14 protein-coding genes and 1 pseudogene are annotated in these 14380 nt (G+C 62.7%); 6 read left to right on the top strand and 9 right to left on the bottom strand.

What is annotated here, in order from left to right; translation table 11 throughout:
• Positions 1–8 precede the first annotated feature (8 nt).
• Positions 9–449 (top strand): DNA-binding protein, encoded by a 441-nt coding sequence (locus ACI48D_RS02120; RefSeq protein WP_435569557.1) that lies wholly within the window; start codon positions 9–11, stop codon positions 447–449.
• Positions 450–619: 170 nt separating this feature from the next.
• On the top strand, positions 620–814 hold the full coding sequence (locus ACI48D_RS02115) for a hypothetical protein (protein WP_435569556.1): 195 nt from the start codon (positions 620–622) through the stop codon (positions 812–814).
• 91 nt (positions 815–905) lie between these two features.
• Here the strand turns inward: ACI48D_RS02115 and pnp are convergent, their stop codons facing one another.
• Together pnp and rpsO are read right to left on the bottom strand one after the other, a co-directional pair.
• On the bottom strand, positions 906–3017 hold the full coding sequence (gene pnp, locus ACI48D_RS02110) for a polyribonucleotide nucleotidyltransferase (RefSeq protein ID WP_435569555.1): 2112 nt from the start codon (positions 3015–3017) through the stop codon (positions 906–908).
• 203 nt (positions 3018–3220) lie between these two features.
• Complete coding sequence (rpsO, locus tag ACI48D_RS02105; protein WP_435569554.1) at positions 3221–3490, bottom strand: 30S ribosomal protein S15; 270 nt, start codon at positions 3488–3490, stop codon at positions 3221–3223.
• Positions 3491–3676: 186 nt separating this feature from the next.
• Here rpsO and ACI48D_RS02100 point away from each other — a divergent pair, with 186 nt between their 5' ends.
• The 3 genes from ACI48D_RS02100 (at position 3677) to ACI48D_RS02090 (ending at position 6586) form a co-directional block, all read left to right on the top strand.
• Positions 3677–4192, top strand: coding sequence for a hypothetical protein (locus tag ACI48D_RS02100; protein ID WP_435569553.1), 516 nt, complete (start codon positions 3677–3679; stop codon positions 4190–4192).
• Positions 4193–4196: 4 nt separating this feature from the next.
• Complete coding sequence (locus ACI48D_RS02095; protein WP_435569552.1) at positions 4197–4715, top strand: hypothetical protein; 519 nt, start codon at positions 4197–4199, stop codon at positions 4713–4715.
• Between the two features lie 956 nt (positions 4716–5671).
• Positions 5672–6586, top strand: a complete 915-nt coding sequence (locus ACI48D_RS02090) for an MBL fold metallo-hydrolase (protein ID WP_435569551.1) — start codon at positions 5672–5674, stop codon at positions 6584–6586.
• A gap of 126 nt (positions 6587–6712) precedes the next feature.
• Here ACI48D_RS02090 and ACI48D_RS02085 read toward each other — a convergent pair.
• A pseudogene (locus ACI48D_RS02085) lies at positions 6713–7863 on the bottom strand (IS5 family transposase).
• 124 nt (positions 7864–7987) lie between these two features.
• Here ACI48D_RS02085 and ACI48D_RS02080 point away from each other — a divergent pair.
• Positions 7988–8749 carry a hypothetical protein gene (locus ACI48D_RS02080; RefSeq protein WP_435569550.1) on the top strand — a complete coding sequence of 254 codons (762 nt, stop codon included), beginning with the start codon at positions 7988–7990 and terminating at the stop codon, positions 8747–8749.
• A 4-nt stretch (positions 8750–8753) separates the two neighbouring features.
• Here the strand turns inward: ACI48D_RS02080 and ACI48D_RS02075 are convergent, their stop codons facing one another.
• From ACI48D_RS02075 to ACI48D_RS02050, 6 genes are all read right to left on the bottom strand, one after another.
• Positions 8754–9101 carry a hypothetical protein gene (locus ACI48D_RS02075; protein ID WP_435569549.1) on the bottom strand — a complete coding sequence of 116 codons (348 nt, stop codon included), beginning with the start codon at positions 9099–9101 and terminating at the stop codon, positions 8754–8756.
• Between the two features lie 28 nt (positions 9102–9129).
• A complete protein-coding gene (gene pssA, locus ACI48D_RS02070; RefSeq protein WP_435569548.1) occupies positions 9130–10008 on the bottom strand; it encodes a CDP-diacylglycerol--serine O-phosphatidyltransferase in 879 nt (292 codons plus the stop codon).
• A gap of 85 nt (positions 10009–10093) precedes the next feature.
• A complete protein-coding gene (locus ACI48D_RS02065; RefSeq protein WP_435569547.1) occupies positions 10094–10876 on the bottom strand; it encodes an SIMPL domain-containing protein in 783 nt (260 codons plus the stop codon).
• 117 nt (positions 10877–10993) lie between these two features.
• Positions 10994–12010, bottom strand: coding sequence for a ketol-acid reductoisomerase (ilvC, locus tag ACI48D_RS02060; RefSeq protein ID WP_435569546.1), 1017 nt, complete (start codon positions 12008–12010; stop codon positions 10994–10996).
• Positions 12011–12109: 99 nt separating this feature from the next.
• Positions 12110–12601, bottom strand: coding sequence for an acetolactate synthase small subunit (gene ilvN, locus ACI48D_RS02055; protein WP_435569545.1), 492 nt, complete (start codon positions 12599–12601; stop codon positions 12110–12112).
• Positions 12601–14343 carry an acetolactate synthase 3 catalytic subunit gene (locus tag ACI48D_RS02050; RefSeq protein WP_435569544.1) on the bottom strand — a complete coding sequence of 581 codons (1743 nt, stop codon included), beginning with the start codon at positions 14341–14343 and terminating at the stop codon, positions 12601–12603. Before ACI48D_RS02050 ends, ilvN begins: the two co-directional genes overlap by 1 nt.
• Between the last annotated feature and the right edge of the window lie 37 nt (positions 14344–14380).

The following is a 14380-nucleotide window of genomic DNA, read 5'->3' as shown; positions in this document are numbered from 1 at the left end:
AACCGACGATGAGTTTACAAAACCTGCTGGACATCGGCAGCCTCGACAAGGCTGAACCGCGGCGCGACGACATCCAGCGCCTGCTGGCCGCCGCCGAGCGCAACCTGAACGATGCCGGCGTTATCGACATCAGCGACGAAAACCGCTTCGACGCGGCCTACAAGTGCGTGATGCAGTGCGCGATCGCGGGCCTGCTGGCGCACGGCTACCGCACCTCGACCCGCAAGCCCGGCCATCACCAGACCGCGATCCAGTCGCTGCCGACCACCATCGGCCTCGACAAGGCAATCATGGTCGAGCTCGACGAATTGCGCAAGCTGCGCAATTGCGACGACTATGAAGGCGACCCGATCAGCCCTGGGTCGGTCGAGGATGCGCGGGTGCATGCGACAGCCCTGCTGGCCGATATCAGGGCCTGGCTTGGGAAGCATCATCCCGACTTAATCTAAGTTTATCCAGCAACAATTCAAGCCGCGCTTTTCTACGCCATCGTCCTGAGTTGTCACCTTCGTAACCAATGGAAAGGAAGCGACATGCGGATGATCCTTGTCCTGGCGGCGACCCTGCTGCCATTGGTGTCGGCGGCTGCACCCACGGACCAGCAGAGCGCGCTGAATGAATGTGGCGCCTTGTCGCCGCCTCCCGCCAGGCTTTTGCACGCTATCGCGAAACGCAGTGCGCATTCATCTCATCGCTGGGCGGGGGCGCTATTGCAAATGCGCTCCACATGCGCCGGCTGGCCTGCACGATCGACCTCAACAATGAGCGCGCGGCATCGCTGTCAAAAGGCATTGCCGATCTGCCCCGGCACTGACCGACAATGAGGACGTAAAAAAACCGCCAGGCTCACGCACTGGCGGTTTTTTGTCCGACTGGCCGCCGCAGCGGCCAAGGAGCAGACAGGATTACTGCGCCGCACCCGCCGCCGCGTCGTCCGCGGCAGCAGCCTTCATCGACAGCTTCAGGCGGCCGCGCTCGTCGGTCTCGAGGACCTTCACGCGCACTTGCTGGCCTTCCTTCAGGTAGTCGGCCACGGCGTTGACGCGCTCGTTGGCGATCTGGCTGATGTGCAGCAGGCCGTCTTTGCCCGGCATCACTTGCACGATGGCGCCGAAGTCCAGCAGCTTGAGCACGGTGCCGTCGTAGGTCTTGCCCACTTCGACCGATGCGGTCAGCTCTTCGATGCGGCGCTTGGCTTCCTGGCCGGCGGCGGCGTCGACCGACGCGATGGTCACGATGCCTTCGTCGGTGATGTCGATCTGGGTGCCGGTCTCTTCGGTCAGCGCGCGGATCACGGCGCCGCCCTTGCCGATCACGTCACGGATCTTTTCCGGGTTGATCTTGATGGTGATCAGGCGCGGGGCGAAGTCCGACAGTTCGGTCTTCACGGTCGGCATGGCTTTCTGCATCTCGGCCAGGATGTGCTGGCGGCCTTCCTTGGCCTGCGCCAGTGCCACCTGCATGATTTCCTTGGTGATGCCCTGGATCTTGATGTCCATCTGCAGCGCGGTGATGCCGTTGGCGGTACCGGCCACCTTGAAGTCCATGTCGCCCAGGTGGTCTTCATCGCCCAGGATGTCGGTCAGGACCGCGAACTTGCCGCCTTCCTTGATCAGGCCCATGGCGATGCCGGCCACGTGCGCCTTCATCGGCACGCCGGCGTCCATCAGTGCCAGGCAGCCGCCGCAGACCGATGCCATCGACGACGAACCGTTCGATTCGGTGATTTCCGAGACCAGGCGCACCGAGTAGCTGAACTCTTCCGGTGCCGGCAGCGCGGCGACCAGCGCGCGCTTGGCCAGGCGGCCGTGGCCGATTTCGCGGCGCTTCGGGGTGCCCACACGGCCGGTTTCGCCGGTGGCGAACGGAGGCATGTTGTAGTGCATCATGAAGTCGTCGGTGTACTCGCCCATCAGCGCGTCGATCTTCTGGCTGTCGCGGCCGGTGCCGAGGGTGGCGATGACCAGCGCCTGGGTTTCGCCGCGGGTGAACAGGGCCGAGCCGTGGGTACGCGGCAGGACGCTGGTGCGGATCGAGATCGGACGCACGGTGCGGGTGTCGCGGCCGTCGATGCGCGGCTCGCCGTCCAGGATCTGCGAACGCACGACCTTGGCTTCCATGTCGAACAGGATGTTGCCGACTTCGGCCGCATCCGCTTCGATACCCTGCTCGGCCAGGCCGGCCATCACCTCGCCCGACAGCGACTTCAGCTTCTGCTGGCGCGCCGATTTTTCGCGGGTCTGGTAGGCGTCGCGCACCTTGGCTTCGGCCAACTGGGCGACTTGGGCGATCAGGGTTTCGTTCTTCGGTGCCGGGCTCCACTCGACTTCCGGCTTGCCGCCTTCTTCGACCAGGGCGTGGATCGCGTCGATCACGGCCTTCATCTGCTCGTGGCCGTAGACGACCGCGCCCAGCATGATTTCTTCGGACAGTTGCTGGGCTTCGGATTCGACCATCAGCACGGCGTGTTCGGTACCGGCGACGACCAGGTCCATCTGCGAGGTCTTCAGCTGGGTGGTGCTCGGGTTCAGGATGTACTGGCCGTTCGAGTAGCCGACGCGGGCGGCGCCGATCGGGCCGCTGAACGGGATGCCGGCCACGCACAGGGCGGCCGAGGCACCGATCATCGCAGGGATGTCCGGATCGATTTCAGGATTGACCGACAGCACGTGGATGATGACCTGGACTTCGTTCAGGTAGCCTTCCGGGAACAGCGGGCGGATCGGACGGTCGATCAGGCGCGACGTCAGGGTCTCCTTCTCCGACGGACGGCCTTCGCGCTTGAAGAAGCCGCCCGGGATCTTGCCGGCGGCATAGCTCTTCTCGATGTAGTCGACGGTCAGCGGGAAGAAGTCCTGGCCCGGCTTGGCGTCCTTCCTGGCCACCACGGTTGCCAGGACGACGGTGTCCTCGACCGACACGACGACGGCGCCGCTGGCCTGGCGAGCGATTTCGCCGGTCTCCAGGGTCACGGTATGGTCGCCGTACTGGAAGGTTTTCGTAACTTTGTTAAACATGGGTAATCCCTTTCTATTTGCCGACAGAATTTCAGGCGCTGTCGTTCACCTCACCACAATTCCCAATCATTCGGGGTCAGAGCCCGGTTCGTACGGGTGGGCTCTGACCCCGACTGACTAAAGAAACAAGAAACGAAAAATGCCTGCGACAGTCTGGCTGACGCAGGCATTTCGTGATCAAGCCGATTGGCTCAATGCGTAGATTACTTACGCAGGCCCAGCTTGGCGATCAGGTCGCGGTAACGGTTCAGGTCCTTGCCCTTCAGGTAAGCCAGCAGGCTCTTACGACGGTTGACCATCATGATCAGGCCGCGGCGGGAGTGGTGATCCTTCTGGTGTTCCTTGAAGTGGCCGTTCAGTTCATTGATGCGGGCGGTCAGCAGTGCAACCTGAACTTCCGGCGAACCGGTATCTTTGTCGCCACGTGCGTTGTCCGCAATGATGGCGGCTTTGTTGATGTTTTCTACGGTCATGATATTACCTTTCACATGCGGTGCAAGAGTCGGAACCCAGCGCACCGTGAGTTATCAAAAGCCTGGCCTTGAAAGCCAAGACCGGGAAGTATAGGGTAAAACGTCCAGTGAGGCCAGTTTTTCCTGAGCTTCGCTACAATGCACTGGTGGCCAATGCCACTTCGGCATGCTTCAAGGACGGACACGATGAACAGAACGATCAAGAAGACGACAAGCAAGGCCGCCATCCTGGCGCTCGCGCTGGCGCTATCCGCCTGCGCCCCGCTGGTGCGCAGGACGCCCGCCGTGGGCACGCCGCTGGCCGAGGTGACGGCCAGGCTCGGCCAGCCGAACGCCGTGTATCCGGCTCCGGACGGCGGCCAGGTGCTGGAATACCGCGGCCAGCCGATGGGCCAGTTCCAGCACATGGCACGCATCGGGCCGGACGGGCGCTTGCTGTCCTACGACCAGGTGCTGACCAGCGAAAACTTTGCGCGTGTGGAGATCGGCCGCTGGAACAAGGACGACGTCCTGCGCCATTTCGGCCGCCCGGCCGAAGTCTCGCGCGAGCGCGTGGACGGCGACGAAGTCTGGTCCTACCGCTACAAGGAAAAAGGCGTATGGGACTCGCTGATGAACATTACCTTCACCAAGCCCGGCGTCGTGCGCCGGCTGGAGAATACCGCGGACCCGGTGCTCGACACGCGGTTCAAGGGAGTATGAGGCCATGATGACTTACCCGATCAACAGAACGGCGGGCGCGGCCCTGGCGCTGCTGGCCGCGCTTTCCGTGTCCGCCTGCGCCCCGCTGTTTCGCCAGCCGCCGCCCGCGGGCGCGCCGCTGGCCGAGGTCACGGCCGCGCTGGGCCAGCCGAACGCCAGCTATCCCGAACCTGGCGGCGGCCAGGTGCTGGAGTACGGCGGCCAGCCGATGGGCCAGTTCCAGTACATGGCGCGGATCGGCCCGGATGGCCGATTGGTGTCCTACGACCAGGTCCTGACCAGCGAGAATTTCGCCAAGGTGAAGATCGGCCAATGGACCAAGGACGACATCCTGCGCAACTTCGGCCGCCCGGCCGAAATCTCGGCCGTGGCCTTCCACAACTACGAGGTCTGGTCCTACCGCTACAAGGAATCCGGCGTGTGGAATTCGATGATGCACGTGCACTTCGACCAGCAGGGCGTCGTGCGCCAGATGCTGAACGGACCGGACCCGCGCTACGACGACCGCTTCCGGCGTTTTTAAGCCAGTCGTTTTTAAGCCATTACTAACAGGGTGTAGACGAAATCAATAACGTAACTGTGGCATGCTGTCTTGGTATTGCGGAAGGATGCTACGGCCCGAAACATCTACCGGATTCTCAGCCGTTGGCCAATCTCGGCGGCAGGCTGCCAGCATTAAAGCCTGAGCATCTCGCAGCCTTGCCCGATATCGTGAGAGCTCGCGCAGGCCAGTTTGCAACAGATTGCTGGAGAGTTGTCCCGCCGCTGCGGAGTACGCGTGCGTGAAGCCACCATCCGTCGTGCTCTGCGTGCACAAGGCATCGTACGGATCAAGCCACACGACGGGTGTATGCAACTGCGCCCAGAGGAGCCAAATGCTTCGGCTATATCGCCGCGCAGCGGCGCGAAAACGTGCCTTCGTACAGTACGCATTTAACTGCGCCGATGGGATTTGATCGCTGCCCTGTTCGAGCGCGACCCAGCTCAGCCGAGGCACACCTGTGCAAAATTGCTCATCTCGGTCGCTTGCGTATGGCTAGCCAAAGCGCGTATGCTACTCAATAAACTCCCCTAGTAGGTTTGATTGCTCTCACATCTTTTACAAGGTGTAGGCAGAACAAGCCTGATAAAACAGGCCATTGAGCCGCATGCGCCTCGGCCAGTCAACGCAGCCGAGGTGACCAGTCTTCGTATTATGTCGAAGACAAAGCGCTTCACAGGCATGGCGACCATGGTTGCGCCTGATGCATTCAGTGTGGACGCGCCAAGAGAGGCAGTCACATCGTATGCCACAACGTTTTGAGATACGTCAAACATCGTGCGAAACCACTACGTTCCTCCGATCAACCAACTATCTAAGGCGTTACAGTACCCTGAAGTCGACTTAAAGTAGGTCGCCCGCGCCAGCGATACCAACGCCAGGCGCTGAACGCACGGGCCTTGATCGAATAGCGTCTACCGAGCATGTAAGGGGGTAACATGAAATTTGTCCGTATATTGCTAAGCGCAATCTTATTCACTATGTGCGTGTCAGGCCCGGCTCTCGCCGAAGATAAGCCCGCCCGTGTCACGATTATTTATGACGCTTTCGGCAAACCGTCGAGCCTGCAGCGGGGCTGGGGGTATTCAGCCCTGGTTGAGTATGGCGGAAAGCGTATCCTGTTCGATACGGGAGGTCGATACAAATCGTTTGCGGATAACGCTCGCGCACTCCATATCGATCTGAAATCCATAGATTTCGTCGTGCTTTCTCACCGCCACGGCGACCATACCTCAGGCATGCCGTATGTGTTGGAGCAAAACCCTGACGTGAAAATTTTCGCACCATCGGAGCAAGGCTCGTTTGGAACGCCGACAGTCAACCCAGAAACTCCTACAGGGAAAACCATCCTACATAAGGTAGAGGGTATTCCTGATGACCTGCATTATTTTGCGGGCCAGCGTCCCGAGGCTTACCAAATTGATTCACCTTGGCCTGGGGCCAAGATTACCCTTGTCAACAAACCGATAGAGGCTGCGCCCGGTATTTTCCTGTTCAAGACGGTCTCCCAAAATAAGGGGACACTTGAATTGAACGAGTTGTCCATGGCGATCAAAACGCCCCGGGGTTTGATCGTCGTCGTTGGATGCTCCCATCCGGGAATCGAAACAATCCTAGCCGAGGCGGCCAAGATCGATACGCGGATATACACCGTCGTAGGCGGACTGCATCTTATCGACAAGAGCGACCAGGAGGTCACGCAAACCGTGGCCAACCTGAAGAACAAGTGGAAGGCCGAACGAATAACGGCGGGGCACTGCACAGGCGAACTCGGGCAAACACAATTCGAACAGGAGTTCAAAGGGCACCATGATCATCCCGGCGTCGGCGAGGTGATCGTCCTGCCGATGTAGCTCGGCGCTGACTGCGCAATCGTGGCCACGCGACGCTGATCGAGTGGCCAGCCAATTTACCCTGTTCGCACGCCATGTGAATTCAATCGCACGCTTCGAGGCGAGCGCTGCGCAATCATGTACCTATCAGACTTGATAAGCAAGTCTATTGAGTAACATACGCGCCTCGGCCAGCCATACCCAGGCGGCCGAGATATCCAGTTTGCGGTCGTGATGCATGACCGTACGGCGCCAGCGTTCAGTCCACGCGTGGGTACGCTCGACCACCCAGCGCTTTGGCAGGACCACGAAGCCTGCGTTAATCGCTGCAGCCGGAACGGCCGTTTGGTCGGGGTCGTGCAGGGTTCCCGTTCTCCCGTTCCCTGGATGCCGTACGACTTCGACGCGGATGTTGTGTAGCTGCTCGATGTCGCGAGCGCACTTACCGCCGTACGCACCGTCGGTGTAAAGCTTTTCAAGTCCAGGAGCCTTCGAACACGCTTGGGCGACCACAGCGGCGGCGGCATCTCGATCTTGCACGCTCGCGGCGGTCACGGTCAGGGCAATCACCACACCCATCGTATCGACGACGAGGTTACGCTTTCGACCTTTGACCTTCTTGGCTGCATCGAATCCGCTCTCGCCGCCCTGCAGCGAGCTACGGCTGGACTGCGCGTCAATGACGGCGGCTGTCGGCTCATTCGGGCGTCCCGTGCGTGAACGCCATTGCTCGCGCAACCGGCCTTGCATCTGCTCGAACACGCCTGCGGCAACCCAGCGCGCGAAGGCTTTATACACTGCTTGCCAAGGCGGGAACGTCGTGGGCAGTAGGCGCCAGGCGCAGCCCGTACGTAATACATAGGAGCATGCGTTGACCAGCTCGCGGCGGCTGTAGCGCACTGGCATGCCTCGCTGACCCGGCGCACGCTCGAACATGTCAGCGACCAAATTCCATTCGGCGTCAGTCAGATTGGTACTGTAGGTGGGAACATTTTCGCGCCGATGCGCTGCCGTGTAGCCATAGCGCGCTTGGGCGCTTTGGACGCTGTTATCGACGTTCTGCGTTTCGGCTTGAGCCGTACGATGCCTTGCGCACGCAAGGTACGTCGGATGGTGGCGTCACACACGCACACACCGCAGCGGTGATACAACTCGTCGGCAATCTCTTGCAAACTGGCCTGCGCGCGCTCCTTCACGATCTCGTGCAAGACTGCGATATGCTCAGGCTTCAATGCTTGCGGCCTGCCGCCAATGTTGACTGGTGGCTCAGAGCCGTCGAGTGGATGTTTCGTCGCCATGGCATGCTCCTTCCACATCCCCATAGCATGCCACGGTTACGTCGCCGATTTTGTCTACACCCTCTAAGCAGGCGGTGAGGATGTGTGAGAAAGCGGCGTCGACAGGCGCCTATACTATTTCCACATGAACATTGCCTACCGCCAGCCCGACACCGACCGCCGCCCGGGCCTGCTGCTGACCGCCCTCCTGCATGTGGCGCTGGGGATCGGCTGGCAGGCGGTGCGCACGCTGCCGGCGCCGATGTCCGCGCAGGACGGCGCACGCAGCCGCATCCTGTGGATTCCCCTGCCCGCGCCGCGGCCTGTGCTGCGCGACAGGGCGCCGGCTCCGCCACGCAAGCAAGCGGCGGCGCAGCCTGCCCAGAGGCACCCGGCCGGCATCCACGTGCTGCCGCCCACGCCGCAGGCCGAACCAAGGCGCGCGCCGACGCCCGCGCCTGCGGACTCTGCCGCGTCCGTCCCCGCTGCGGCTGCGGCCGCGTCCTCCCAGTCCGCCCCGGCGAAACCGAACGCCGGGCAGATCCTGGAACGGGCCAGGCGCGACATCGGCGGCATCGACAAGGCGCTGCGCAAGGAGAACCGCCCGTATATCGCGGCCCCGCTGGACAGCCCGCAGATGCGCCTGCGCAGGGGCATCGAACACGCCGCCGAGATGGCGCCGAACGCCTGGTACCAGGCGCCGAAGACGGAGGAACTGGTGAACAACACCGGCGACGGCGCGCGCCGCGGCCGTGTCATCACCGGCAACGGCAGCTACTGCGTCACGGAGCGCTCGCCCGCCACCAGCATCGACATGATCGAAAAGCACGGCAAGCTGCGGATCACGAACTGCCCCGAGCACGAAGAGCCGGCCAGGCAGCAGGCCTGGCGCACGCTGCAGGATTGATTGCTTACTCGTCGAACTCCTCGGCCAGGTTCTTCCAGCCGCGGCTCTTGGCGAAGGCGGCGAATTCCTCGGGCGCCTCGAGCACGATGAGCTTGCTCTCCTGCAGGCCGGGGTCGCTATGGCCGAAGTCCGGCCCCTTGTACCCGAGCGCGCGCAGGCGATCGATGATCTGGCGCACCAGCACGGCATCCTTGTAGGCGCCGGGGTCGAGCTTGGCCGCGAAATCCACGTACACGTCGATGATCCCGTAACCCTCGTCGAAAATGCGGATCGCTTTTACGTCGAGGGTACGGCCGTTGCTGTCCTTGGCCTGGAACGGGCCGGACAATTCAATGTCGGAATCGGTAGTCATGGCTTGAGCATACCACTTGGCGCACGGCTCAGCGCCGCTCGCTCGGATCGAGCGGCTCTTCCTCGGTCTGCACGATGCTGACCGGCTTGCCCTTGGCCAGGCGCCAGAAGTACACGGCGTAGCCGGACAGGCCGTACACCACGAACAGCGGCCACAGCACCTTCGGCGGGTCGATCGCCAGCAAGGCAAAGAACAGCGCGATCAGGAACACCACGATGAAGGGCACCGACTTGCGGAAGTTGACGTCCTTGAAGCTGTAGAACGGCACGTTGGTGACCATGGTCAGGCCGGCGAACAGGGCCAGGCCCCACGAGATCCAGTCGACCTTGCGCGCGCTGACGTTGATGTCGGGGTCGGTCATCATCATCACGAAGCCGACCACCAGGGCCGCCGCGGCCGGGCTGGGCAGGCCCTGGAAGAAGCGCTTGTCGACCACTTCGATATTGGTGTTGAAGCGCGCCAGGCGCAGCGCGGCGCCGGCGCAGTAGACGAAGGCGGCGATCCAGCCCAGCTTGCCCAGGCCGCGCAGCGACCACTCGTAGATCACCAGGGCCGGCGCGGCGCCGAAGGACACCATGTCGGACAGCGAGTCGTACTGGGCGCCGAACTCCGACTGGGTGTTCGTCAGGCGCGCCACGCGGCCGTCCAGGCCGTCGAGAACCATGGCGATGAACACGGCCCAGCAAGCATGGTCGAAGCGCTGGTTCATCGCCATCACGATTGCGTAGAAGCCGCCGAACAGGGCGGCGGTGGTGAAGGCGTTGGGCAGCAGGTAGATGCCGCGGCGCGGGCGCGCGACGGCATCGATCTTGCGGGTTTTGCCTACGGCGCGGCTGAAGCGGCTGAACCGGCCAAAGCGGGACGTCTTGGGAGCACCGTTCTTTCTGCGGCGTGGGAATGTTGGCATAAGTATTGTTATTCGGTAACAGCGCGCGCGCGGGCGCGGACCACGCCATTATATTGCCGCGCCCTGCTTTAGCGAACCGATACCGTTAGCGGAATTTCACTTTGCCCACCAGGCGCATCTGCAAGCGGGTTTCGCCCGGCTCGAAGCTCGGCTCGGGCATCTCGTCCGCCATCTTCCTGCGCGCCCCGCTGACCTGCACCATCATCGCCTCCGGCACGCCCTGGTTCGCGTAATGGCCCGAGCCTTCGAAGTCGACGGTGTCGATCACGGCGTCGTTGACGTTGCGCCCCATCGCACGCGCGATCGAGGCGATGCGCTCGTTCAGGTTGCGGTAGGTGGCGGCGATACGCTCATCGTCCAGCTTCCTGGTCAGCTCGGGGCTGAGGTGATAGTCGATGTTGCTGATCCCCAGCACCTGCTGGGCCGCGGCGGCCGTCTTCGGCAGGCTGTCGAGCTTGCGAGTCTTGAGTTCGAGGTACTGGCCGACGCGCCAGCCGATCGGGATGCGGCGCGCGGCCTGGCCGGCCAGCGGGCGCGGGTTGTCCGGCACTTCCGGATACACCGGGTAGCTGTAGTAATTGACGGTCTTCAGCTCGGCCTGCGGATCTTCGCGGCGCACGATCTCGGTGCCCTGCTTCATCTTCTGGTTCACGCGGGCGGTGGCGGCGGTGCGGTCCTTGTCCTGCTCCTCGACCGAGAAGGTGACCGTGGCTTCGTCGTTGGCATGCTTGACTTCGCCGAAGGCGGGGACGATGACCAGGGTGCCGCTGGTGGTGGCCACGCCGGATGCGTTCTGCGCCTGGGCGTTCAGCGCCGGGGCAAGCGCCAGGCCGAAGCTGGCGGCGAGGATGAGGTGCGAGGGACGCATGATGGTTCTCCTGTTGGGTTACAGGGAGAACGATAGCGTGTTTTGGCGGGACGGGGGATGTATGTAATGGAAAGTTGCACTCGGTTGCAAACGAGTGCAACTTCCCGTCGGTTCAGCTTAGTTCTTCGACTGGTCGACCAGCTTGTTCTTCGCGATCCACGGCATCATCGCGCGCAGCTTGCTGCCCACCTGTTCGATCTGGTGTTCGGCATTCAGGCGGCGGCGCGAGATCAGGGTCGGGGCGCCGGCCTTGTTCTCGAGGATGAAGGATTTGGCGTACTCGCCGGTCTGGATGTCCTTCAGGCACTGGCGCATGGCGTTCTTGGTGTCTTCGGTCACGATGCGCGGGCCGGTCACGTACTCGCCGTATTCGGCGTTGTTCGAGATCGAGTAGTTCATGTTGGCGATGCCGCCTTCGTAGATCAGGTCGACGATCAGCTTCAGCTCGTGCAGGCACTCGAAGTAGGCCATTTCCGGCGCGTAGCCGGCTTCGGTCAGGGTCTCGAAACCAGCCTTGATCAGCTCGACGGCGCCGCCGCACAGCACGGCCTGCTCGCCGAACAGGTCGGTCTCGGTCTCTTCGCGGAAGTTGGTTTCGATGATGCCGGCACGGCCGCCGCCGTTGGCCATCGCATACGACAGCGCGATGTCGCGCGCCGCGCCGGACTTGTCCTGGTACACGGCGACCAGGTGCGGCACGCCGCCGCCCTGGGCGTAAGTGCCGCGCACGGTGTGGCCCGGGGCCTTCGGTGCGACCATGATGACGTCGAGGTCGGCACGCGGCACGACCTGGCCGTAGTGGACGTTGAAGCCGTGCGCGAAGGCCAGCACCGCGCCCTGCTTGGCGTTCGGCTCGATGTTTTCCTTGTAGACCTGGGCGATGTTCTCGTCCGGCAGCAGGATCATGATGACGTCGGCGGCCTTGACCGCCTCGTCGACTTCGGCGACCTTCAGGCCGGCCTGCTCGACCTTGCCCCACGACGCGCCGCCGCGGCGCAGGCCGACGGTCACGTTGACGCCGGAGTCGTTCAGGTTCTGGGCGTGTGCATGGCCTTGCGAGCCGTAGCCGATGATGGCGACATTCTTGCCTTTGATGAGGGAGAGGTCGCAGTCTTTATCGTAGAAAACTTTCATTTTTGTGTCCTGTGTTTTGGTGTATTTGGTGTGTGGTGCGTGGGCGGAGGCCGCCCACACTACCGTAGGGTGGGCACCCCGTGCCCACGCGTCACGTGTTCAAACTTTCAAAATGCGTTCGCCCCGGCCGATGCCGGAGCCGCCCGTGCGGACGGTCTCGAGGATGGAAGCGCGGTCGATGGCGTCGATGAAGGCGTCGAGCTTGGATTTGGCGCCGGTCAACTCGATCGTGTAGGTCTTCTCGGTCACGTCGATGACGCGGCCGCGGAAGATGTCGGCGGTGCGCTTCATCTCTTCGCGCTCCTTGCCGACCGCCCTCACCTTGATCAGCATGAGCTCGCGCTCGATGTGCTGGCCTTCGGTCAGGTCGACCACCTTCACTACTTCGATCAGGCGGTTCAGGTGCTTCGTGATCTGCTCGATGATGTCGTCCGAGCCGCTGGTCACGATGGTCATGCGCGACAGCGTCGGGTCCTCGGTCGGTGCCACCGTCAGGGTCTCGATGTTGTAGGCGCGCGCGGAGAACAGGCCGACCACGCGCGACAGGGCGCCTGCTTCGTTCTCTATCAGGACGGAAATGATGTGGCGCATTACAGATCCTCCGAGCTCAGCAGCATCTCCGACAAGCCCTTGCCCGTCTTGACCATCGGCCAGACGTTCTCGCTGCGGTCGGTGATGAAGTTCATGAACACCAGCCTGTCCTTCATCGCGAAGGCGTCGCGCAGGGCTCCCTCGACGTCGCCGGGCTTTTCGATGCGCATGCCGACGTGCCCGTAGGACTCGGCCAGCTTCTCGAAATCGGGCAGCGAATCCATATAGGACTCGGAATAGCGCGAGTTATAGTCGAGCTCCTGCCACTGGCGCACCATGCCCAGGAAGCGATTGTTCAGGAGGATGATCTTCGGCGTCAGGTGGTACTGCTTGCAGGTCGCCAGCTCCTGGATGTTCATCTGGATCGAGCCCTCGCCCGTGACGCAGGCAACCGTCGCGCCGGGGTTCGCCATCTGCACGCCCATCGCGTACGGCAGGCCCACGCCCATCGTACCCAGGCCGCCCGAATTGATCCAGCGGCGCGGCTGGTTGAACGGGTAGTACTGCGCGGCCCACATCTGGTGCTGGCCGACATCCGAGGTGATGAAGGCGTCGCCGCCGGTCACCTGCCACAGACTCTCGACCACCGATTGCGGCTTGATCACTTCATCGGACGGCGCATATTTCAGGCAGTCGCGCGAGCGCCATTCGCCGATCTGCTGCCACCATTTCTGCAGCGCCGGCTCGTTCGGCCGGCCCGCGCCCGGTGCCTGTTCGGCCGCGTCGAGCTGGGACAGCAGTTCCACCAGCACGTCCTTGACGTTGCCGACGATCGGGATGTCGACCTTCACCCGCTTCGAGATCGACGAGGGGTCGATGTCGATGTGGATGATCTTGCGCGGGTTGCTGGCGAAGTGCTTCGGGTTGCCGATCACGCGGTCGTCGAAGCGGGCGCCGATCGCGACCAGCACGTCGCAGTGCTGCATCGCCATGTTCGCCTCGTAGGTGCCGTGCATGCCCGGCATGCCGACGAAGTGGCCGCTGGACGCGCGGTAGGCGCCCAGGCCCATCAGCGTGTTGGTGACCGGGAAGCCGAGCTTGTCGACCAGGCGGTTCAGCTCGTTCGATGCGTTGGCCAGGATCACGCCGCCGCCCGTGTAGATCATCGGGCGCTCGGCGGACAGCAGCAACTGCACGGCCTTGCGGATCTGGCCCGCGTGGCCCTTGTCGACCGGCTTGTACGAGCGCATCTCGATGTCCTGCGGATACTCGTACTGGCATTTCTGCATGCTGATGTCCTTCGGAATATCGACCAGGACCGGGCCGGGACGGCCGGTGCGGGCGATATAGAAGGCTTTCTTCATCGTCGCGGCGAGATCGCGCACGTCCTTGACGAGGAAGTTGTGCTTGACGACCGGACGGGTGATGCCGACCGTGTCGCATTCCTGGAAGGCATCCTGGCCGATCGCATGGGTCGGCACCTGGCCGGAGATCACCACCATCGGAATCGAATCCATGTAGGCGGTGGACAGGCCGGTGACGGCATTCGTCACGCCCGGACCGGAAGTGACGAGGGCCACGCCGACCTGGTTCGAGCTGCGCGAATAGGCGTCGGCCGCGTGGACGGCCGCCTGCTCGTGGCGTACCAGGATGTGCTGGAATTTGTCCTGCTTGAAGATGGCGTCGTAGATATAGAGGACCGCGCCGCCGGGATAACCGAAGACGTGTTTCACGCCCTCCTCGGCCAGGCAACGGACAACTATTTCAGCGCCCGTGATGGGAACTGCTGCGTCATGACTCATTACATTTCCTTTCAAGACCCATAGGGAGATTGATCGG

The organism is Massilia sp. LXY-6 (genome assembly GCF_051233485.1).
In the GTDB taxonomy this organism is placed as follows: domain Bacteria; phylum Pseudomonadota; class Gammaproteobacteria; order Burkholderiales; family Burkholderiaceae_D; genus Telluria.
The sequence above is the reverse complement of the archived record's forward strand: the minus strand, read 5'-3'. Positions and strand labels throughout refer to the sequence as shown.